The organism is Nonomuraea sp. NPDC002799, from assembly GCF_053592075.1.
Genome location: NZ_JBSFVA010000004.1, coordinates 1 through 21113, shown reverse-complemented (window position 1 = coordinate 21113; position 21113 = coordinate 1). Strand labels below are relative to the sequence as shown.

Sequence of the window (21113 nt, the reverse complement as noted above, 5' to 3'; positions counted from 1 at the left end):
AAGAGGACGAGCGTCACACGACGGCGACGGCGTCGATCTCGATGAGGATCCCGGGACCCGAGCCGGCGATGAAGTGGACCGTGATGGCCGGCGGCGGGTCGGACTGGTCCCACACCTCCTGGAAGGCGGCCACACCCTCCTCGATCGAGTTTCCGTCCACCACGGCGAGGCGCCAGTGCACGATGTTCGCCAAACTTGCCCCCTCGCTCTCCAGGATGGTCGCGAGGTTGCGGAACGCCTGCCTGGCCTGCTCTCCGAGCGTGGGGCCGACGACCTTGCCGTCGGAGTCGACGCCGTTCTGGCCGCCGATGTAGATCGTCTTCGTCGGCTGTTCGACCACGACGGCCTGGCTGAAGGCCGGGCTGCGGTGGAGTCCCTCGGGGTTGATGTGCCGAACACCCATGTGTCGCCCTCCTCGGTCGATGACACCGGTATAAGTGGTGTCGCTCACAACACCACTTATACTGGTTTCATGCGAGCTGACGCAACTGGACGTGTGCTGGACAACCCCCGGGGAGGGTCGTTCTTCTTCGACGCCGGCGCCGTCTGCCTGGACTTCGCCCACACCGGCGGCGAGGGCGAGTATGCGATGTACGAGACCCTTCACGAGCCTTCCGACCTGGCCGAATGGCTGGCCCAACCGCCGCTGGCCGCGGTCATGACGGTCCCCGTGACAGCCCGGGAGCTGACCGCGGCCAAGACACTCCGCCAGGCGATCTGGGACGCGGCGCACGCCCGGGCGGCGCAGCGCCCCCTCCCCGCCGAGGCGGTCGGGACCATCAACCGGGCCGCGGCCGCGATGCCGCTGACCCCCGAACTGGCCGCCGACGGCACGACCGCCGGCTGGGTGACGCCGGTGCGGGCGACACAAGTGCTGTCGACACTGGCGCGGCAGATGATCGAGCTGCTGTCCGGCCCGCTCTCCGGGCGCATCCGCGAGTGCGGGAGCGACAACTGCCCCCTGGTGTTCGTCGACTCCTCTCGCCCCGGCACCCGGCGCTGGTGCACGATGGAGCGTTGCGGCAACCGCCACAAGCTCCGGGCTCTCCGCGCCCGGCAGGCCACCGATGCATGACCCGGCCATACCGTCTGCGCCATCGGAGCGACCGAAAGTGAGGCAGCATGGTGCGCCCGCTCACGTGTGCGGCGCTGGTCCTCGCCTGCCTGATGTCGGCGAGCTGCACGACTAGCGCGCCTCCTGGAACGGTGGATCACAAGGCGCTCGTCTGGGTCAACGCGCTCGCCGTGTCCCGGCCCGATTACGCGGTGGCGCACGATGAACGGCTGCTCTCCAGGGCGTGGAACGAACATGGTGAAATCGTTCGTGTCCCCCTCGAACCGCGATGGCCGAGGCGCTCTTCCGACGAAATCTTCGGTCGGCAGGACGTAGAAATGCAGTACAGCTCTGATGGCTCCGTCAGCGTTCCACGCCTGAGAGAGTGGAAACTCACGGAGTCCATCCACGCGCTATTGAGTAAGCCGGACCACCCAAGGTTGACCAAAGAGGCGGCAGACTTACTTGGCAAGCTCCCGCACATCGAAGACCTGAGGGTCACCTTGGTCGTCGGATTCAAGAATCCCATGAGGGAAGAGGACGTTCACAAGGTCTGGCCATCGATACCTGACGTCGCTCTGCTCTCGCCACCTCGCGACGAGCACCTGCCGATATCATGGGATTATTCTGGTTTTTGCGATGCCCGTGGATTCGACGACTGCAATCCCGACATCAGGACATCCCTCACCTCAAGCTTCAGGCAGTGGGTGGAGCTGCTACAACCTCAAGACGAAGAAGCCCTTGACTCCTTCGGCCTCGACCTTCCCGAATTGAAGAAGAGAGCGGCTGACGGCTTGTGGTATGGAATGATTCTCAACACAACACCCGAACGCGCAGGAGCAGTTGTCAAGGACTCTCGAATAAGTGTGATTTCGGTTGGACAAGTGGCGCTCTAGCCCGTTGCGCCCTGCTCAGGCGGATGGCGGACGATCCGCGCTGAGCAGGCCGCCGTCGTTGCTCAGGGACAGGTCGGCTCGCCGCTCTGCGCGGGTACGTTCACCCCGCTCCAGGCCGCCTTGACGACGTTGAACTCGACACAGCCGGTGTACAGCGTCCTGGCCGCCCGCAGCGTGGCCACGCGCGCCTTGGCGTGCGTCCACGGCGCGGTCTTCATGTTCAGGCCGGTCATGAAGATCTGGCCCGCCTTGCGGATGCCGACGCCGGTGATGGCCGCGCCGCCGTCGCACCGGCTGCTGGCCGGCTTCCCGCTCGGGTTCGTGCCCTCGGCCAGCAGGTAGAGCCAGTGATTCTGCGGTCCGGCCGCCGCGTGCACCTCGGTGCTCGGGATGGAGGAGCTGTAGCAGTTCGGGTGACCCAGGGCCGACGGGTTGTACATGTTCCTGATCGCGCCGCGGCCCGACAGGTTGACCTCCTCGCCGACCAGGTAGTCGGGCGGGTCGAGGCTGGCCGGCTCGTTGACGTACGCCTCGGTCAGCGCGCCGAAGATGTCACCCGTCGACTCGTTCAGGCCGCCGGACTCGTTGCCGCCGCCGCCGCTGCCGCCGGAGAACTGGAAGATGCCGTGGCCGAACTCGTGCCCGACGACGTCCATCGAGACGGCCTGCTGGCTGCCCGCGGAGTTACGGCCGAAGGAGGCGTACGAACCGTTCCAGAAGGCGTTGGCCTGGTTCAGCCCGACCCTCGCGGGGTAGCCGCGGCCCGAGCCGTTGATGCCGTTGCGGCCGAGCCAGTCGCGGAGCATGTTCCACTCACGCTGCGCCGCGAAGAGCGCGTCGACGCAGGCCGTCTCCAGGTTCGTGCCGCTGCCGTTGCCCCAGCTGTCGGTCGACTTGGTGTACGGCGAGCCGTTCTGGCCGCCGCACTGGACGCCGGTGCGCGTGGGGTCGCGCATCACGTACGACGGGGAGGTGTCGATGGTGACCGGGTTGCCGTTGTAGTAGCTGTTGCCGGTGCCGTCGACCACCTGGTCCCACTGCTCGATGACCTGGCCGTCACGCGCGTCCACGTACACGTGCACGATGCTGGACCGGTCGTCGGCGGTGGCCACCACCTCCCACGCCAGGCGTGGCGTGGCCGTGGCGGCGTGCACCACGAGAGCCGGCGTGCCGATCGAGGTGGCCTTGGGCGCCACGTCGCGGGCCGTGTCCGCCGCCGCCTGCGCGGCGATCTGCGGCTTGGTGTCCAGAGCGACCTTCGTCTGCTGGCCGGTGTCGATCGTGCTGATGGCCTTGCCGGACTTGTCGGTCGTCACGACCACCTCGCCGCCGAAGACGGGCAGACCGGCGTAGGTACGCGTGTACGTGAGGTGCTGGATGCCGTTGACGCCGGCGATGGCCGACGACAGGGAGAAGGCGTCCTGGTCGGCGGCCAGGAGCTGCGTGCGGTTGGCGGCGATGACGCTCTGCGCGGTCGCCACCGCGGTGCCGCGCTCGGAGGGTGAGGGCGGGTCGGCCGCCAGGGCGTTCGCTCCTGTGGCGCCCGCCGGTGCGGTGATGGTCAGGGCTAACGCGAGTATGGCGGCAGTGCCCAACCTGAGCTTGGGGTTCACGCTCGTTGCTCCTCAGGGGAGTGGAGTGGACGAGCCCCGGCCGGCTGGGGATGCACTCAGATTGACATTTCGAGTGACCTACGTGATACCTCCCAATTTGCCCATAACGCCGTGGTATGGATCGACAACACACCCCCGCGCAGGGAGCTCGGCGGGGACCGTCCGTGCTGCCGTCGATCCCGCTCGCCTCAGTCGTCCCAGTCGTCCTCGTCGTCGTCCCACAGATCGCTGGACGGCAGCGGGTTCTCGTCGTCGATGAGGGAGTCGTCCACCGAGCGCCGCCAGGCGCGGCTCTCGTCCGGGTCGGCCCATTCCTCCTCGGTGATCCTCGGGATGGGGATGGTCGCCTGCCGGTGGCCGGCCATCCAGGAGTTGCGGAAGAAGTCGAACCGCAGGTGGTAGCAGCCGGTGGACTCGGCGAAGATGATGGGCGGGACAAGGAACTGCGCCACGCCGACCTTGCCCGCGACGACCACATAGTCCTCGGGGATGGATTCGTCGTTCCAGCAGGCGGCGAAGTTCACCGGCTTGAGTGCGCCCTTGCCGAGCACGTGGATGAGGTTGTCCTGGAGGACGAACCGGTCCGGGTCGAGGGCCACGTCCTCGCCGAGCATGAGGATCGGCGCGGGCAGGATGTGCGCCTTGGCGAAGGACTGCGCCTCGGTGTAGACGTCGATGATCTCGTCGTGGCGCGTGGGGTCGTAGCGTTCGGAGGAGTGGAACGGGCAGCAGATCGTGTTGTTGGGCCGCTCCGGCTCGGGGAAGAAGGCGGGCTTGTCCACCCGCGTCATGGCGGACCCGCTGCCCTTGGCCCGCAGGAACTCCGGAATCCAGCCGGCGTCGTCGGACTCGATCACCTCTGTCCGGCAGAGCGCCCGGAACGCGGTGTCGCCGAGCTTGCAGTTGAAGTAGTCGAGCAGGGTGAGCGCGGCGCACTCCGCCGGCGACAACGCCTCGGTCTTGGCGAACCAGAAGTCGTAGCCGTTGGCCACGAAGTGCACCCCGCGGAACTCCTTGTGCACGAAGGTCTCGCGGGTGGGGCCCTCCCCCAGACCGCTCCAATGGGCGGCCGCCACCTGGTTGTAGTAGGCGTCGGCGTGCCGGGCCAGCTCCGGCGCGAACACGCTCTCACCGGTCAGGTAGCACGCCTTGCTGAACAGCTCACCGATCTCCGGCGCCTCGGTGACCTCGTCAGCGGCGAAGATGAGTTCGGTACGCAGGAACACCTTGCGGCCGTCGCGGTAGGGGGCGCCTTCGTGCTCGTACCGCTGATCGAAGATCACACACGTGAAGGCGCCGATCTCGCTGAGCGCGGCGCCGCCGGCCAGGTCAAGCGCCGGCGACCCCGTACCGCCGGTCAGGTACAGCAGCACCGTGTACCGGGAGATGTGCCGCCGTGCCGCGTCGAAGTACGGCGTGTCCCGATGCCGGTGGAAGTTCGCGTCGCCGGGCTCGAACCGGTTGCACCGGAACACCGGGTTCACATGCGAGAACCCTGCCACCGCCGCCGGCGGCAACGCGTCGGCCACCGCCGCGGTCAACGCCTCCGCCAGCAGCGCCGAGTGGAAGATGAACCGTTCGCCGCCCCGGGAGCCGGCGTTCAGCGGCGGCACGTACAGCTTCAGCTCGTCGAGCCGTGCCAGCCGGGCCTGAGCCTCCGCCGGCAACCGCAACGCGAACGAGAACACCCCCTCCGCGTGCTCCGCCCGCCCGGCCGGCTCAGCCTCCAAGGGCACGTCCTCGAACAGGCGGTCCAGCGGGACGATGTTCTCGAACGTGCGGAACGACAACTCGTGCGGGTCGACGAACACTGCCGCCAGGTACGGCGCGTCCGCGCTGGGCCGGGCGAACAGCTCCCGTACCCGCTCGTCGATGCGCTCGGCGTCGATGAACCGCACCGCTTTGAACCGCGCCGACGGATGCCAGGAAAGGTCGAGTCCGTCCACCGTCGCGGCCGCCTCGGCATCGGTCGCGTCCACCTCCGCCCGATAGCGGGCGACCTCCTCGGCGGGCACGTCCCCGGCCGACAGGACGAAGAAACGATCCCGTTCTTCACCCCAGAGCGCTTCGGCGGTGGGATGGTGCTCGGCGTGCTGACCGTCGCAGAGGATGCGACCGCCTACCTCGCGCACCCCGAACACGCCTACACCGGCATCGCGCCGGGCACCTACGAGCTGCGGCGCCAGCGCGAGCAGGCCGACAAAGCCCGGCTCGTCGCCGATTGAGGGTTGTGGCCGCACGAGCCAGGGGGCGTGGCGGCGGGTCACCGGATGCCCGCGTCGTGGAGCCGCCGGGTGGCGGCGGGGTCGATGCTGGTCCTCGCCTGCGAACCGGCCGGCGCTCCCCCAGCACCACCCAGCGCGCCCGCTATCACCACGATGAACAGCAACGGCATGAACAACGTTCTGACCAACATGGCCCAGGACGCTTTGCCGCCGACGCGACCGCCGTCCTTGACCCGCACGAGCTGAGTGCTGGTGAGGACCGCGCCGAGCGCCCGGCCGTCGCCGTAGCACAGGCCGTACAGCAACGGCACCACGAACAACAACGAGAGCGACAGCACGAGCAAGACCCCCTCGGGGAGGCCCGCCGCGACGTACACGAGTGACACGATGGCGAAACCCACCCCGACACCCAGCACGAACACCACGAAGTCCACGAGCCACGCCAGGAACTGCGCTCCCTCACCGGGCTGGACGTACAGGGTGCCGTTGTCGAACTCCGCGAGCCGTCGGGCGGTTCGCCGTCCGAGCGTGCGCTCCGTGTGCTCCTTGGCGATCTCCAGCCGGGTCAATGACCGGCTGGATCTGCGGAATCTCACAACACTTCCCTGTGTCGCGTCAGCTCTTGGGGCGGTCGGCCACTCGTCTCCGGCCGTAAGACAAGACGCGATCGAGAACGATAACGCGGTACACAGGCCGGCGTGGTGACTGCTTTCTTCATGACCGACGATCATGCCTGAAGATCTGAATCCTGGACCATCTTGGGCCAAACCGGCTCGTGAGTGGTCCCGTCATCGGCTCCAGGCACGCCTAAGCGGCGACGACGCAGAACTGGTTGCCCTCGGGGTCGGCCAGCACCACCCATCCACCGTCATCGAAGCGCCGCACTTCGGTCGCGCCGAGGGCCCGAATCCGGTCGACCTCGCCTGCCAGGTCGTCGGTGAACAGGTCCAGGTGCAGCCGATTCTTGCCCTCCCGGCCTTCGGGCACGGCCTGCAGGGACAGGCCCACGCCGCTCTTGTTCGAGTCCTCCAGATAGGTGGTGCCCTCATCCGAGGAAGCGACCTGGTATCCGGTGACCGCCTGCCAGAAGGCGGTGCCGCCTGCCAGGTCGTTGGTGTCGATGCAGATGTTGCCGATGTTGACGCTCAACAGGGAGCCTTTCTCATCTAACCGACGTAGGAGTTACGTCGGTTACGTACCTTACCATCGTCGATAGTTGGTTAGGCTGTGAAATATGGCGAATGAGCGTGCCCAGCCCGTGGCGGACGACCTCGCGGCCAGGACGGCGCCGATGCCGCTGCGCGTGATCGAGGAGTTCGTCAACACGCGCCGCCGGGACGACGACGAGATCGGCACTCCACACCATCTGACGGAGTGGTTGCACGCCCGCGGCCTGATACCTGGCGGCGCGGTGGTGACCGCTGAGCAGCGCGACCGTGCCGAACGCATACGCGAGGGACTGCGCGCGCTGATCGCCGAGAACAACGCCGAGCCGGTCTCCAGCCCGCGTCCGGACGGCCTCAACCCCGCTGCCCGCGCCGAACTCGCCGAACTCGCCCGCGACTTCCCGCTGATGCTCGACGTGACCGTGGTTCCGCCCCGGCTGGTGGCCCGCGCCCAGGCGCCGGTGGATGCGGCGCTGGCCGGGCTGCTCGCCGTCGTCGCCGAGGCCGTGGCGGCCGGCACGTGGACGCGGCTCAAGGCCTGCCGGGAGCCGAGCTGCCGGTGGGCCTACTACGACTACTCCCGCAATCGGCGCCGGACCTGGTGCTCCATGGACCTGTGCGGTAACCGCGCCAAGGCCCGCGCCTCTCACCATCGCAAATCCGCCGCGCGCCCTTGACCGCGAGCCGCGCGGAACAACCGGGAGAAGGGCGTGGCCATGGCCGACCCCCTGGAGGACGAGGGCCGGCCGTGGCGGTGCCGATCAGGTGGTGATCACCTGCTGGCGCGGGCCGCGGTTTCGATGAGCTGGGCGACCTGGCCGGAGTGAGAGATCAGCGCGGCGTGCGAGCCGTTGACCTCGACGGTACGGGACTTGGCGCGGGCGGTCATGAAGCGCTGGGCCTGCAGCGGGATGGCCTGGTCCGCTCGGGAGATGAGCGCCCAGGACGGGATGGTCTTCCAGGCAGGTGTGCCGGACGGTTCGGCGAGCGCGCCGTACGTGACCGGCCGCTGCGTGATCGCGAGAACGGCGCTGGTGGAGCGGGGTAGGTCGGCGGCGAAGATGTCGCTGAAGTTCTCGGTCTTGAGGTAGACGTCGGCGTCGCCGGAGGGCAAGGGCACTGTCTTGATCGTGTCGTTACCGATCTTGCTGCCTTGGTACTTGTTGGCCAGGTCGAACGCATTCTCGCCTTGGTCGGGGATGAACGCCGACACGTAGACCAGAGCCTTGACGTCAGGATCGTTGCCTGCGGCGTTGGTCGCGACGGAGCCGCCGTAGGAGTGGCCGACCAGCACGATGGGGCCGTCCACGGAGGCCAGGGTGCTGCTGAGGTAGGCGGCGTCGGACGCCAGGCCGCGCATCGGATTGGCGGGCGCGAGCACCGGATAGCCGTCGCTCCTGAGGCGGGCGATCACGCCGTTCCAGCCGGAGGCGTCGGCCCACGCGCCGTGCACCAGCACGACAGTGGGCAGAGCGGCCGTGCTCTCCGCCGTCGCGGCTGGGGTGGCGGTCAAGGTGAGTGCGGCCAGGCTGAGCGCCGCTGTGGACAGACGCACCGTGGATCGAGACATGTGCTTCATGGCAAGCCTTTCAAGAGGGGTGCGGAGGCTGCGCCGGTGCGATCCCCCGTGGCCGTGCCGGCGGCCTCCGCACCGGTGTGTTCTCACCGTGCCGCGAGCGGCGGAACGGAACATCACACGAAGACTTGACATCGCGGGCGCCATCGCCGTCCCACCGGTGGCGCTGCCGGGGCCGATCGGGCGTGATCCCCGTGGCGAAGCGCCGATCCGGACGATCCCGGCCGTGGTGATGTCAAGCCTTCGTGCGATGCGGAGCCGCTCCGCCCGCTGACACGGTGATGCCACCGCCTCCCGTCCGGTGAGGCCGACATTGATCTCCTGCGGCAGGAGCGGCCCCGCACTGTGCCGAGGAGTCATCCCCTCAAGGAGTAACCCCATGACCGAAGAGTTCGACGTCATCGTGATCGGCGCAGGCCCGGCCGGCGAGAATGTGGTCGCACGTGCCGCTCGCGGCGGGCTGAGCACCGCGATCGTGGAGGAGAGCCTGGTCGGCGGCGAATGCTCGTACTTCGCCTGTATCCCCAGCAAGGCTCTGTTGCGGCCGGTCGGGCTGGCCGCGGAGGCGAGCAGGACGCCCGGCCTCTCCCCCGGCCCGATCGACGCCGACGCGGTGCTGGCCCGCAGGGACGAGGTCGTCTCCCATCTGTCCGACACCCGCGCCGCCGCCGCGCTCAAGGAGGTGCCGGCCCGGTTGTTCCGTGGGCGCGGCCGGCTCGCGGGCCCCAAGCGGGTCGAGGTCGCCCTGACCGGCGGCGGCACCGCGCGGCTGACCGCCCGCCATGCCGTGGTGCTGGCCACCGGCACCCGGCCGCTGATGCCCGGCATCCCCGGGCTGGCCCAGGCGAACCCGTGGACCAGTCACGAGGCCACGGCGGTCCGTACCGTGCCCCGGCGCCTGGCCGTGCTCGGCGGCGGCCCGATCGCCTGCGAGATGGCCCAGGCACTGCACGGCCTCGGCGCGGTGGAGACGACCATGGTCATCCGTGGCCAGGCGCCGCTGGGCCACCTGGAGCCGTTCGCCGGGCGACTCGTGGCGGGCGCCCTCGCCGCCGCCGGCGTCGACGTGCGCACCGGCGTCCAGGTGACCGGGGTCGAGCGGCCGGTGCGCAACGGCGCGGTCACCGTCCACCTGACCGAGGGCCCGCCCATCGTGGCGGACGAACTGCTGGTGGCCACCGGCCGCGGGCCGGCCAGCGCCGACCTCGGCGTGGACAGCGTCGGGCTGCGGGCCGGTGCGCCGGTGCGGGTGGACGACAGCATGCGCGCCACCGGCGTCGAAGAAGGCTGGCTGTACGCGGTCAGCGACGTCAGCGGCCGTAACCTGCTCACCCACATGGGCAAGTACCAGGCCCGCCTGTGCGGGGACGTGATCGTCGCCCGCGCCAAGGGCGACCCGGACGACCTGCCCGGCATGCGGGACGTGGCCACCGCGTTCGGCGCACCGCAGGTGATCTTCACCGACCCGCAGATCGGCGCCGTGGGCCTGACCGAGGCGGCGGCGCGGGAGGCGGGTCACAACGTCCGGGCGGTGGAGTACGACCTGGGCGCGGTCTCCGGCGCCTATTTGCGCGAGCCCGGCTACCGGGGCCGGGCCAAGGCCGTGGTCGACGAGGACCGCAAGGTGCTGCTCGGGGTGACCTTCGCCGGTCCCGGCGTGGCCGAGCTGGTGCATTCGGCCACCATCGCCGTCACCGCGCAGGTGCCGCTGGAGCGGCTCTGGCATGCCGTGCCGTCGTTCCCCACGGTGAGCGAGGTGTGGCTGCGGCTGCTGGAGACGTACGGGCTGTAGGTGAGAGGAAACGGCCGGCCCCCTTTGCGGGGGCCGGCGCCGAAGTCATGCCACCGGAAACCTGGTACACAGCGGTCAGGCCGTGGTGATCTGCGCAGTCCGGTCTCTGCCACGCCGGGACGCGCGGCCGCGCCGCACGAACCCGAGATATCTCTGTTCGGCGTAACACCAGCCCCACCGGTCGCCCAGTTCCAGGGAAGCGACCGCCGGATGCCCCGTCGTCCGCCAATGCGCGGCCGCGTGCCGGCCGGGAGAGGAATCAGAACACCCCACGTGCCCGCAACCGAGGCATTCGCGGAGTTCCACCCACGTGCCGCCGCTACGCAGGCACTCCTCGCAAGCGCCGGTGTAGCCGGCCGGGACGGGCGGACTCGTCCCGATCACATGGCTGCACGGCTTGGGCCACTCATGGTTCATGATGCGCGCCTTCTCATACCGATGAGGCTCTCCTGGCGCGACGCCGCGCACATCACATGAAGACATGAGGGCTCCTGCTCCGGGGTTGGGCTCTGCGGACAACCGGTCCCGCCGCTTCGACCGAGGTGCCCCAGTTCACACGATCGTGCGATGCGGCCGTCCGGGGTGGCCGCGGTCCGTGCCCGTCCCCCATCCCGGCAGAATTCGATCTTGGTGTATCAAGGAGGCTTCCGGTCATTCCGTACGACGTCTGAGAGACCCGTGACACTCAGTGAAGATCTGCTCGACCTGCTGCGCGGGCCGAGCGTCTGCTATCTCGCCACCACGATGGCCGACGGCTCGCCGCAGGTGACCCAGACCTGGGTGGACACCGACGGCAAGCACGTACTGATCAACAGCGTGAAGACCCACGTGAAGACCAGGAACATCGAGCGGGACCCGCGAGTGGCCCTCGCGGTGTCCTCCCCGGAGAGCCCCTCGCGCTACGTCCAGGTGCGCGGCCACGTGATCGACATCACCACGCTGGACGCGGTCGACCACATCGAGAAGCTCTCCCACAAGTACACGGGCAAGCCCTACCCCTGGTACGGAGGCCGCGACCAGGAACGAGTGATCTTCGTCATCGAGCCGGTGAGCGTCAGCCGCACCGGGTGACACGACGCCCGCGGCGCGCCGATCCGGCTGACACCGCCCGGCTAGCGGGCGGCGGCGACGTACGGCGCGATCCGCGCACCGAACTCCGCCGTGTCGGCGCCCGTCACCACGGCCCCCAGCAACACCGCGGCCGCACCCGCGTCCCGGAGGAGCGCGAGGTCGTCCGGGAGCAGCGCGTGCTGGCTCGGCACGATGACGGGGATGTCGACCGCCGACGCCACCGCCTCCAGCCGTGCCAGGGTCGCCAGCGTCAGCGGCGTGCCGTACCTCTCGGGTTCGAGCGTGGACAGTTCGAGCGCCCGGCTCCCCCGCCGCGCCAGGGCCCGCGCCTGGGACGGGCCGTCGCCCGGCCCCAGGGCCACCATGGGCGTCACCGGCCCGCACGCCTCGACGTAGCCCGCGGGCGCGTCGGCGGCGTAGACGTCGAAGTAGTCGAACCCCATCTCCCGCGCCGCGACCATCTCCGCGATCGACACCGATCCGGCCGCGCCGACGACGAGGCCCGTCGGGATGCCGAGCGTGAGGATGCCGAGCAGCCGCTCACGTTCGGCGTCCAGCGGCCCGAAGGCCGTTCCCGAGGCCCGGTGCAGCACGTTCGTGTGCACCTTCAGGCCGTCGGCTCCCGCACGCGACGCCGCCTCCGCGAGAGCGGTCTCATTGCTCGGCAGACTGACCAGGACGGCCAGCCGCGATTCGGGCAAACGCATTCGAGAACTCCGTCTCAGTAGTGGGTGACATGCGGCCAGCCCAGCTCCATGCCCTGGCCGGCCATCGATTCCTGAACCTCGGCCAGCAGGCCCGGCGTCGCGGTGACCTGGTGCGGCTCGGTGTCCCTGGCCACGCAGAACGACGCCAGATGACCGGCCGCCTCGCCCACGGTCCACTCGACCGGGTGGACCCGGTAGCAGCCGTTGGTGATGTGCGTGGTGCTGATGTTCTTGCCCGCGGCGATCACGTTCCGCATGCGCTCGGGAACCAGCGCGCGCATCGGGACCTGGAACGGCCAGGCCGGTACGTCGATGTAGTTGTCCCCGCCGGTCGAGGGGTGCAGGTCGATCCGGTACGCGCCGATCCCGACGCTGTCGTGATAGGAGACGGACCCCTCGGGGCGTCCGGCCACCGCGAGGTCCTGCTCCACGATCCGGTACTGCCCGCGGATCCGCCGCGACTCCCTGATGTACGGGCGCATCGCCAGGCCGTCGGCGGTGCCGGTGACGTCGGGACGCAACCGCAGGCCGGGCCAGCCGGAGCCGCCGTCGGGCCGGGGCGCCTCGGCCTGCAGCCAGTAGAGGAAGCTCAGGCTCTGCGCCCGCGCCGCCGCGGTGTGGGCCGCGTTCTGCTCGGCGGTGCCGCCGATGACCGGCCCGCCCAGGTAGTCGATCATCGGCCAGTTCACGATGGTGATGTCGCTGTCGAACGCGCCCGGCCGGAAGTGGTTGCGGGCCAGGATCCGCCGGAACGTCCACAACTCGTCCGACCCCGGGTCCTTGCTCTGGTCGGCGATGATGCCCGTCGGGTCGTCGTCCGGGTTCGGGGTGAAGCCGTAGTGCCGGGGTTCCAGCGTGTGCGGGTGCGGGGCGACCCAGCCGAGCTGGGGGCCGTGCCACCACTCGGGAGTCAGCGCCCGCCAGGTGGCGTAGTCGTCCGGCTTGTCGATCGTGTGGTTCTCCCCCGCGTGGTGCGAGAGCGCGAAGCACACCGACACCGCCTGCATGTTGTCCGGCCGCGCGGTCGCCGCGGCGTGCGGCTCGCCCGTGTCGGCCTGCGACTCGGTGCCGGTCGCGAACTCGGTGCCGGTGAGCGGCAGCACGTCCCCGGTCTCCGTGGCGTCCAGGATGAAGGTGGCCGTGACGGTGACGTCGCCGCCCGTCTCCAGGTCGTGGAACCCCATCGCCGTCACATGGTCGCCGTCGACCTGGGCGGTCGCCGGGACGTGCCGGCGCAGCACGGTGATCCGCCCGGCCGCCTGCCACGGAGCGAGCATGGCCTCGATCACCGCCAGGGCCACCCGCGGCTCGTGGCACAGCGGGCCGACCCGGCCCGCGCCGGGGTTCAGGTGCGGCAGCGACCTCGACGCGGACCGCAGCGGGTACCCGCGCCGGTAGTACTCACGGATCCCTTCGCGTAGCCGCCGGTAGCTCGCGGTGCTGCCGAACGCCTCGATCCAGGGATGTTCGTCGGGCGGGACGAGCTGCGTCGTGAGCTGCCCGCCCAGCCAGGCCGTCTCCTCGGTGAGCACCACCTGCGCGCCGTTCCCGGCCGCGGCCAGCGCGGCCGCGACGCCGCCCAACCCCCCACCGACCACCAGTACGTCTGCGCGGAACTCGGTCAACTCATGATTCCTTTCGATTGGGGCCGCTGGTCTGTCCAGCGACGAAGGCGCATGACAGCGCGACGGCCTGCGGCTCGGCCTCTTCCTCCGACTCGAGCTGCTGGACCAGCAGCTCGACCGCGCGCATCCCCATCTCCCGTCCGGGTATCCGGAAGCAGGTGAGCTCAGGACCCGGCACGTCGTCCGGCGGGTCGCTGAGCGCGGCCACCGAGCACTGGCCGGGCACGTCGACGCCCATTTCGCCGAGGAGGTCGAGCAGCCGGAGCGCGACCACCGACTCGTGGGCGACGAACGCGGTGGCGCCGGCCGCCAGCAGCCGCCGTACCTCCTCGGCCGACGGTCCCTCCTCCTTGCGGACCGACAGGACGAGCCCGCCGGTGTCGAGCCCGTGCCGGCTCTGGGCGGCCTGGAACCCGGCGTCACGGTCGGCGGACGGTTCGCTCGGATCCGCCGCCGTCAGGTAGGCGATGCGCTCGTGCCCGAGGCCCACCAGGTGGTCGATGACCTCCCCGGTCGCGGTCGCGTAGTCCGCGGTGACGTAGGTGATGGGGCCGGGCACGTCACGACGGCCGATCAGCGCGAATTTGAACCCCTCGTCGCGCAGCCGGACGATGTCGTCCCGGTTGGTCTCCTTGCCGAGCAGCACACATCCGTCGGCGAGCCCCAGCCGGTTGACGCCGTCGCGGTATATCGACCTGCTGCCGTCCGAGCCGGTGGCGCTGGTGAACATCAGCATGTCGTAGCCGAGCGCCTCGGCCGCGGCCTCGATGCCCACCAGGAACGGGTAGTAGAAGTCGTGATGGTCCATCGGGAACATCGACTCGAACGTGTAGACCCCGACCAGGCGGTTCATCCCGCCGGCCAGGCTGCGCGCCACCGGATCGACGACGTAGCCCAGGGATCGGGCCACCTCGAAGACGTGCTGCCTGGTCTCCGGAGGGATCCGGATCGTGTCCGACTCCCTGCCGTTGATCACGATGGAGACCGTGGTCTGCGAGACGCCGGCCGCCTTGGCGATGTCGGACTGGCGCGGCCTGCGGCGGGGTGGTTCCTTCACCGGCGATCGTTCCCTTCCTCAAGGTGCTGCAACTCAAAGGAAATCTCGAACGGACGATCCCACGGGAAGCACACGCTGCCGGGCACAATGCGAAACATGTCGGCCGGCGGGCCGAGATCCGCGAGCAGGCCGCCCAGTTCCCGCTCCACCAGGTCCGGCCGGAGGGCCGTCCCGGCGGCGAGAAACCCGCGCCGCGCGGAGGTCTGGTACCCCCAGTCGTCGAGCAGACGATGGGTGAGGGTGCGGGCGTGCTCGGCCAGCCGCCGGTCGCCGGTGGCCAGCTGGCGGCTGCACCCCTGGGCCAGCGCGCTGCCGATCGTGTTGCCCGCGGTGTTCCACGCCGCATACCCGGCGAGGCGCTGGAGCAGGCCGGCCTCGCGCAACGCCATGACCAGCGCGGGGTCGGCGCCGTTCGCGTCGGCGACGTCCGCCACCGCGACCGGGCGCCCCGCGTCCAGCAGGTCGCGCACCCGTCCGGCGAGGCGCACCGCGTCGCCGCCCGGCCGCTCCGGCTGGTCCGGCCCGGAGCACCAGTCGCGCGGGGGCAGGCCCGGAGGGTGCACCGCGAGCACCAGGTCGGCCTGGGCGGCGTCTTCGACCAGGACCGCGCCGATGGCGGCGACCTGGTCGACGATCGTGTCGCGGACGGGCACGTCCTCGTACGCCGCGATCCGCCCGAGGGCGTCCGGGTCGATGCAGACGACGGCCACCCTCGGGCGCAGGCCGGCGTGCTCCAGCGCGGCCCGCGTGGTCAGCACGGCGCCGGCCTCGTCGGCGCCCGGGAAGCAGCGGATCCGGTCGCCCAGGCCGAGGCGGCCGATCCAGGCTTCCAGCCACTCCCGCTCGCTCGTGGACACGCTCTCGACCGTGCTGTCCTCCACCAGGATCGACAGCGTGTCGACGACTCCCTCCGCCACCAGCTCGACGCAGGCCAGGTGCATGGCGTGCAGGCGCATCCGCCGGGTGAAGAAGTCCGCGACGAACGGCTCGGGGATCTCCGCCCTGGCGTGCGCCGCCGCGTCCGGGCGTCCGTGTTCGGCCCGGTAGAGCTCCTCGGACAGGGCGAAGATCCGCCGGCCGTGCCGGTCCCAGTACGCCGGCTCGGCCCCGGCGCCGTCGGACTTCCTGGTCCGCATCAGCGTCACGAAGGCGTGGACGGGCAGGTCCGGCCGGCCCGCCCGGATCCGGCGCAGCACGTCCAGGCGGGCCAGCGTCCGGGCCAGCGGCTCGGTGGTGCGCCGTGAGGCGACGAATCCGCCGTGGGCGAGCTGGTTGACGCTGACCACGACGGCGTCGCTGTCACCGGCGGCGTCCTCCAGCCACCGGGCCGTGCCGTCCATGTCCGCGGGCACGCCGCCGGCCGGCAGGAGCCCGGCCGGGGGGAGCCGCAGCCGGGTTCCGGCGGTGCCGGCCAGCCCGGCGACGTGGCCGGTGTTCACCGGCCGGTCGTCGAGCGGGAGCAGCGTCACGACCGGTTCGTGGTGACTCACCCCTTCACCCCGCCCGCGCCCAGTCCCTGCACGAAATGCCGCTGACCCGCGACGAAGATCACCAGGACGGGGACGATCGCGAGGAACGTCCCGGCCATCAGCGGGCCGTACTGGGTCACGCCGCTGCCCGCGAACGAGCTGAGCGCCAGCGGCAGCGTCTGCATCTGCGGCGACGACACCGTCACCAGCGGCCACAGGAAGTCCTCCCAGGCGCCGGTGAAGGAGAGGATGGCGATGGTGGCGACGATCGGCCGGGCCAGCGGCATATAGATCTGCCAGAAGATGCGCAGCTCGCCGGCGCCGTCCAGCCGGCCGGCCTCCGCCAGCTCCCCCGGCATGTCGAGGAAGTACTGCCGGGCCAGGTAGATGTTCAGCGGCTGCACCAGCATCGGCAGCACGAGCCCGAGGTGCGAGTCCAGCAGCCCGGTGCCGCCCTGGCCGAACAGGTCGTTGCCGCCGGCCAGCGGGAAGCCCTTGACGATGAGGAACAGCGGGATGAGCTGCACGATGGACGGCACCATGGCGCTGCCCAGCACCGTGGTGAACAGCAGGCGCGAGCCGCGGAAGTCGATCCGCGCCAGGGCGTAGCCCGCCGCCGTCGCCGCGACGCAGTTGCCCACGACCGTGAGCGTCGCGACGATCAGGCTGTTGACCATCGCGCCGGAGATGTTCGTGTTGTTCCAGACGTACGCGAAGTTGTCCAGCGTCGCCTGGTCGGGCAGCAACTTCGGCGGGTAGCTGAACACCTCGGTCTTCGGCTTGAAGGCCAGCGACACCATCCAGACGAACGGCATCGCCACCAGCAGGGTGACCACCCCGGCGAGGAGCGTCCTGCGCCGGCCGGTCCCCTGTCGTGCCATGGGGGCTGTTCGTACGTTCACCGCCGGCCTCCTCTCGCCATCGTGCGGATGCTGAAGTAGGCGAGGCCGAAGATCAGGCAGAACAGCAGGAACGCCATGGCACTCGCGTTGCCGAGCTGGTAGTGCTCGAAGGCCTCGTTGTAGATCAGCATGTTCAGGACGGTCGTGGAGGACAGCGGACCTCCGGAGGTCAGGACGTAGATCTCCGAGAAGGACTGGGCGAGGTAGATGAGGTCGACCACGACCACGTACGTCGTGATCGGCACGAGCAGCGGCAGGGTCACGTGCCGCAATGTCCGCCAGCGCCCGCAGCCGTCCACGGACGCGGCCTCCAGCAGCGAGGCCGGGACCGCCTGGAGTCCCGCCAGGAAAATGATCATGCTGCCGCCGAGCGCCTTCCACGCCCGCATCCCGATCAGCGACACCAGGGAGGTGTCCTCGTCGGTGAGGAAGTCCACCGGTGGCAGCCCGACCAGATCCAGCAGGTAGTTGAACAGCCCGTCGTGGGAGTACAGCCACAACCAGATCATGCTCACCGCCACCAGCGGCACCACGCGCGGCAGGTAGAGCACCGCACGGAACAGAGCCACACCCGGAAACCGGCCGTTGACCAGGAGCGCCAGGGCGAGGGCCGCCGGCACGGCCAGGATCAGCGTGCCGAAGGAGTACTGGACGGTGATCCAGATGGCGTGCCAGAACTCGCCGGACTGGAGCACGGCGAGGTAGCCGTCCAGACCGTGGAACCTGGGCCCGCCGCGTTCGACGGGGTTGTACGAGGTCAGGCTCAGGTAGAAGCCGTACCCGATCGGGACGATCGTGACCAGCGACAGCGCGAGGACGGCGGGCAGGACCAGGATCCAGCCCGCTCTGCGCTGGGCCGAGAGGAGCGGGCTCCGCCTCGGCCGGCGTGCCGCCATGGGATCGGGCCTGGGGGATGTTCCCGGCGGCCGGGTCTCAGTCTTCATGATGTGGCTTCATCCGTTTCGAGATCCGTTCGAGTCGGCCGATCAGCTCTGCTTCGCCAGGCCCGCGGCCTCCGCCGCCGAGTGGTCGAGCGCCTCACCGGCGGACGTCTTGCCGCGCAGCGCGGCCTCGATCTCCTTGGCCAGCACCTCGCGCTGCTGCGTCCAGGTCTCGACGTTGGGGTTCCCGCGGAACTGGGCGGCGGCGTCCATGTAGGGCTTGATGTACGGCTGGGCGGAGAGCTCGGGGTCGGCGGCCAGGGAGGCGCGCGCCGGGATGCCGCCGACGGCCTGGACGTACGCCTTGGCGTTCGCCGGCTTGAGCAGGTACTCGATGAACTCCCACGCCTGGTCCTTGTGGCTGGAGTCGGCGCTGATGAACAGCCCGTTGCCGGCTCCGCCGAACGACGCCGCGGTGGTGTCCTTCAGCGGCGGGGCCAGCTTGATCTTGGCGGCGACGTCGGGAGACTGCTCGTGGATGCTCTTGAGCGTCGCCTCGTCGATCACGGCCATGGCCGCACGTCCGGTGACCAGCGGATGCTGCGCCCCGGCCCCGCTCGTCGCCTCGCCCAGGCCGGTGGACACCGCCTTCGGGCCGTTGTAGAAGTCGGCGAGGAACCCGAGCGCGCGCTTGCCCGCCTCGGAGTTCCAGGTGACCTTCGTGCCGCTCTCGTCGACGAAGGTCCCGCCGGCCTGGAACAGGAAGCTGCCGAACGCCTGCGACATGCTCGTCGGGTCGTCGGCGGGGAAGATCACGCCGGAGCGGGTGATCTTGTCGCCGTCGCGGACGACGAGCCGGTCCGCCGCCGAGCGCAGGTCCTGCCACGTCGCGGGCGGGGCGGCCGGGTCGAGGCCCGCCTCCTGGAACAGGTCGGTGCGGTAGGCGAGCAGGTGGCCGAAGCCGCGCAGCGGCATGATGATCTGCTTGCCGCCCACCTTGCCCTGGTCGAGGAACGTCAGATCCTTGACGTCCGCCGCGGGCATCTTGGCGAGGTAGTCGTCCAGCGCGATCACCCGGTTGTTGGCGGCGTATCCGGCCGCCGCGGCGTTGCCGTGCCCGAAGATGTCAGGCGCGGTGCCGCCGGCGAAGGCGGTCGACAGCCGCGTGGCGAGGTTGGCCCAGTCGACGAACTCGACCTGGACGTCGACCTTGTGCTCCGCCTCGAACGCGGGGACCAGCTTCTCGTTCACCCAGGAGACCTCCTCGGCGAGATTGCCGGGGAACCAGACCCGCAGCGTGCTCGCGTCATCGCCGGAGCCGCCGTTGCCGGCGGCGGTGCCGCCGCCGCATCCGCTCAGAACCAGCGCGGCGATGAGACCGGCCGCCAGGCGCGATTTCGTGATCATTCGTACCTCCTCAAGGGGCTGCACCCAGCCCGATAATGCGCATCATCATGATGGTGATGCGCATTATCGGTCAAGACCAGATCTTGACAGGCGGACGATCCGGTCGGAACACTGGCCGAACTTGCAGCCGCGATAATGCGCAACACCAGAAGAGGAGGGACCGTCCCTTGGTTCCCGCTCGCCGAGCAGCTCGCTCGGACAAAACGCACGCCACTCCCCACACCACCACAAACCGCCGACGCCATCGCAGCCGGCTGTTGTGGGTGAGCCTCGCGGCGGTGGCGGTGCTCGCCCCCGCCACCGCGGCCGGCGCGTCGTCCCTCGGGCCCAACCCGCCCCACCACGGCGGCGCCCCTGTCGGCATCACCAACATCGTGGGAGCGCCGATCCCCCCGCAGGCCAGGCCGGAGAACCATCCGCGCTTCGTCGAGCAGTTCAGCGTCGAGATCGACAACTCCACCGGCGGCGCCATCGAGCACGTCGCGCTGGACGGCACGCGGACGGTGCTCGGACACGTGCAGCGGCCGGCGACCGGCACCGTCAAGGCCGACGACGGCTTCTGGGCGTCGAAGTACTCGCACGCCATCGACGGCTCCGCGGGACACCTGCTCGCCACGTCGGTCTACGTGCTGCGCTCCAAGGTCTGGCCGGAGGAGAGCTACGACCCGCTGCGCTACGAGGGCTTCGACCCGGCCACCGGCGTGCGCGACTGGACCACCAAGTTGCTCAACGTCCGTCCCGACCGGTTCATCGGTGCTGACTGGGGCAACTGGTCGGCCGACACCATCTACACCGACATCGCGGGCGGCTCGGGGATCTTCGGCGGGAAGAGCTCGCTGCCCACCGGCGCACCGCTGTCCTACTTCGACGAGGCGAAGCAGTCCTGGCTTCCCATCGCCGACCACTTCCGCGCCAACCCGGACGTGGCACCCCCGCAGAAGCTGCGCTTCACCGCCTACAAGCCCCTGGTGGGCAACGCCTCGCCGAACACCCTCGAGTTCGAGAACTGGGCCGCGGGCGACACGGTCGCGGGCAAGACGCACAAGAAGAACGGCGGGATCTACGTCGGCTACGCCCGGGGTGAGAAGCGCCGGATCGCCGACGTCGTCCAGCGGGTCCAGGGCACCGGGCGCTTCGGCGGCACGGAGTTCGCCCACATCGGCCAGATGGACACCAACCATCCCGGCGCGATGACCTTCGCGACCTCGCCGTACGACGGTTTCAGCTGGGACGAGAACGTCCGCGGCGGCTTCCAGATCGTCCCCGCGAACCACGTGAAGTTCCTCAGCAACGAGCTCAACCAGAACTCGTTCATGGGCCGGCCCCAGTGGCTCATCGTCGGCCCGGTCGGCGCCGACCCGAAGAAGCTGTTCGACGAGCGGTACATCATCGACGGCAAGACCTCGTTCTCCCCCGGCTGGGAGGCGATCGCGCCGGTGTTCGGCATGTACGCCCGGACCACGTTCGACCCGGCCAACCTCGACGAGTCCACCTACTTCGAGGTCTCCTACGACTACGGCAAGACCTGGCAGCTGAGCCCGGAGTTCACCGGAGTGGTCGACCCCACCACCTGCCAGACGGAGAACTGCCCGCAGAACTGGACCAACATCCGGGTCCACCTCGTCTACCCCGAAGGCCCCTGAGTGATCGCCGGCCCGCCGACCACGCGGTC

Annotated in this window: 21 protein-coding genes; 7 read left to right on the top strand and 14 right to left on the bottom strand. The window is 69.9% G+C overall.

Annotation, left to right across the window (positions count from 1 at the left end):
* Window positions 1-13: 13 nt before the first annotated feature.
* Window positions 14-403, bottom strand: a complete 390-nt coding sequence (locus ACWD0F_RS09575) for a RidA family protein (RefSeq protein WP_449873629.1) — start codon at window positions 401-403, stop codon at window positions 14-16.
* A gap of 69 nt (window positions 404-472) precedes the next feature.
* Here ACWD0F_RS09575 and ACWD0F_RS09570 point away from each other — a divergent pair, with 69 nt between their 5' ends.
* Together ACWD0F_RS09570 and ACWD0F_RS09565 are read left to right on the top strand one after the other, a co-directional pair.
* Window positions 473-1075 (top strand): CGNR zinc finger domain-containing protein, encoded by a 603-nt coding sequence (locus ACWD0F_RS09570; protein WP_449873627.1) that lies wholly within the window; start codon window positions 473-475, stop codon window positions 1073-1075.
* A 131-nt stretch (window positions 1076-1206) separates the two neighbouring features.
* Entirely contained in the window at window positions 1207-1950 is a 744-nt protein-coding gene (locus ACWD0F_RS09565; RefSeq protein WP_449873625.1) for a hypothetical protein, read from the top strand.
* Window positions 1951-2012: 62 nt separating this feature from the next.
* Here the strand turns inward: ACWD0F_RS09565 and ACWD0F_RS09560 are convergent, their stop codons facing one another.
* Both ACWD0F_RS09560 and ACWD0F_RS09555 read right to left on the bottom strand, forming a co-directional pair.
* Window positions 2013-3563, bottom strand: a complete 1551-nt coding sequence (locus ACWD0F_RS09560) for a M4 family metallopeptidase (RefSeq protein ID WP_449873624.1) — start codon at window positions 3561-3563, stop codon at window positions 2013-2015.
* 188 nt (window positions 3564-3751) lie between these two features.
* Window positions 3752-5578 carry a hypothetical protein gene (locus tag ACWD0F_RS09555; protein ID WP_449873622.1) on the bottom strand — a complete coding sequence of 609 codons (1827 nt, stop codon included), beginning with the start codon at window positions 5576-5578 and terminating at the stop codon, window positions 3752-3754.
* 75 nt (window positions 5579-5653) lie between these two features.
* Here ACWD0F_RS09555 and ACWD0F_RS09550 point away from each other — a divergent pair, with 75 nt between their 5' ends.
* Window positions 5654-5788, top strand: coding sequence for a hypothetical protein (locus ACWD0F_RS09550; protein ID WP_449873621.1), 135 nt, complete (start codon window positions 5654-5656; stop codon window positions 5786-5788).
* 38 nt (window positions 5789-5826) lie between these two features.
* Here ACWD0F_RS09550 and ACWD0F_RS09545 read toward each other — a convergent pair whose 3' ends face one another.
* Both ACWD0F_RS09545 and ACWD0F_RS09540 read right to left on the bottom strand, forming a co-directional pair.
* Window positions 5827-6384, bottom strand: coding sequence for a hypothetical protein (locus tag ACWD0F_RS09545; RefSeq protein WP_449873619.1), 558 nt, complete (start codon window positions 6382-6384; stop codon window positions 5827-5829).
* Between the two features lie 211 nt (window positions 6385-6595).
* Entirely contained in the window at window positions 6596-6937 is a 342-nt protein-coding gene (locus ACWD0F_RS09540) for a VOC family protein (protein WP_449873617.1), read from the bottom strand.
* A gap of 85 nt (window positions 6938-7022) precedes the next feature.
* Between ACWD0F_RS09540 and ACWD0F_RS09535 the strand changes: the two genes are divergently transcribed.
* Window positions 7023-7631 carry a CGNR zinc finger domain-containing protein gene (locus tag ACWD0F_RS09535; RefSeq protein WP_449873615.1) on the top strand — a complete coding sequence of 203 codons (609 nt, stop codon included), beginning with the start codon at window positions 7023-7025 and terminating at the stop codon, window positions 7629-7631.
* A gap of 95 nt (window positions 7632-7726) precedes the next feature.
* On the opposite strand, the gene ACWD0F_RS09530 is transcribed toward ACWD0F_RS09535, so the two are convergent.
* Window positions 7727-8524, bottom strand: a complete 798-nt coding sequence (locus tag ACWD0F_RS09530; RefSeq protein ID WP_449873613.1) for an alpha/beta fold hydrolase — start codon at window positions 8522-8524, stop codon at window positions 7727-7729.
* A gap of 385 nt (window positions 8525-8909) precedes the next feature.
* Here ACWD0F_RS09530 and ACWD0F_RS09525 point away from each other — a divergent pair, with 385 nt between their 5' ends.
* On the top strand, window positions 8910-10322 hold the full coding sequence (locus ACWD0F_RS09525) for a dihydrolipoyl dehydrogenase family protein (RefSeq protein ID WP_449873611.1): 1413 nt from the start codon (window positions 8910-8912) through the stop codon (window positions 10320-10322).
* Between the two features lie 75 nt (window positions 10323-10397).
* Here ACWD0F_RS09525 and ACWD0F_RS09520 read toward each other — a convergent pair whose 3' ends face one another.
* The gene (locus ACWD0F_RS09520; RefSeq protein WP_449873609.1) at window positions 10398-10739 is read right to left on the bottom strand and encodes a UBP-type zinc finger domain-containing protein; all 342 of its coding nucleotides are present in this window, start codon (window positions 10737-10739) and stop codon (window positions 10398-10400) included.
* A gap of 261 nt (window positions 10740-11000) precedes the next feature.
* On the opposite strand from ACWD0F_RS09520, the gene ACWD0F_RS09515 reads away from it, so the two are divergent.
* Entirely contained in the window at window positions 11001-11393 is a 393-nt protein-coding gene (locus ACWD0F_RS09515) for a PPOX class F420-dependent oxidoreductase (RefSeq protein WP_449873607.1), read from the top strand.
* A 41-nt stretch (window positions 11394-11434) separates the two neighbouring features.
* Here the strand turns inward: ACWD0F_RS09515 and ACWD0F_RS09510 are convergent, their stop codons facing one another.
* The 7 genes from ACWD0F_RS09510 to ACWD0F_RS09480 are packed head-to-tail and all read right to left on the bottom strand — an operon-like array spanning window position 11435 to window position 19441.
* The gene (locus ACWD0F_RS09510; protein WP_449873605.1) at window positions 11435-12100 is read right to left on the bottom strand and encodes a hypothetical protein; all 666 of its coding nucleotides are present in this window, start codon (window positions 12098-12100) and stop codon (window positions 11435-11437) included.
* 14 nt (window positions 12101-12114) lie between these two features.
* Complete coding sequence (locus tag ACWD0F_RS09505) at window positions 12115-13725, bottom strand: FAD-dependent oxidoreductase (RefSeq protein ID WP_449873603.1); 1611 nt, start codon at window positions 13723-13725, stop codon at window positions 12115-12117.
* Window position 13726: 1 nt separating this feature from the next.
* Window positions 13727-14782 (bottom strand): LacI family DNA-binding transcriptional regulator, encoded by a 1056-nt coding sequence (locus ACWD0F_RS09500; protein ID WP_449873601.1) that lies wholly within the window; start codon window positions 14780-14782, stop codon window positions 13727-13729.
* Complete coding sequence (locus ACWD0F_RS09495; RefSeq protein WP_449873599.1) at window positions 14779-16272, bottom strand: DUF4127 family protein; 1494 nt, start codon at window positions 16270-16272, stop codon at window positions 14779-14781. The genes ACWD0F_RS09500 and ACWD0F_RS09495 overlap by 4 nt, the downstream gene beginning before the upstream one ends.
* Window positions 16269-17153: a carbohydrate ABC transporter permease gene (locus ACWD0F_RS09490; protein WP_449873597.1), complete on the bottom strand. Its 885-nt coding sequence runs from the start codon at window positions 17151-17153 to the stop codon at window positions 16269-16271. Before ACWD0F_RS09490 ends, ACWD0F_RS09495 begins: the two co-directional genes overlap by 4 nt.
* Window positions 17150-18097 carry a carbohydrate ABC transporter permease gene (locus tag ACWD0F_RS09485; protein ID WP_449873595.1) on the bottom strand — a complete coding sequence of 316 codons (948 nt, stop codon included), beginning with the start codon at window positions 18095-18097 and terminating at the stop codon, window positions 17150-17152. The genes ACWD0F_RS09490 and ACWD0F_RS09485 overlap by 4 nt, the downstream gene beginning before the upstream one ends.
* 42 nt (window positions 18098-18139) lie before the next feature.
* The gene (locus ACWD0F_RS09480) at window positions 18140-19441 is read right to left on the bottom strand and encodes an ABC transporter substrate-binding protein (protein ID WP_449873593.1); all 1302 of its coding nucleotides are present in this window, start codon (window positions 19439-19441) and stop codon (window positions 18140-18142) included.
* Between the two features lie 263 nt (window positions 19442-19704).
* On the opposite strand from ACWD0F_RS09480, the gene ACWD0F_RS09475 reads away from it, so the two are divergent.
* The gene (locus ACWD0F_RS09475; RefSeq protein WP_449873591.1) at window positions 19705-21084 is read left to right on the top strand and encodes a hypothetical protein; all 1380 of its coding nucleotides are present in this window, start codon (window positions 19705-19707) and stop codon (window positions 21082-21084) included.
* Window positions 21085-21113 lie beyond the last annotated feature (29 nt).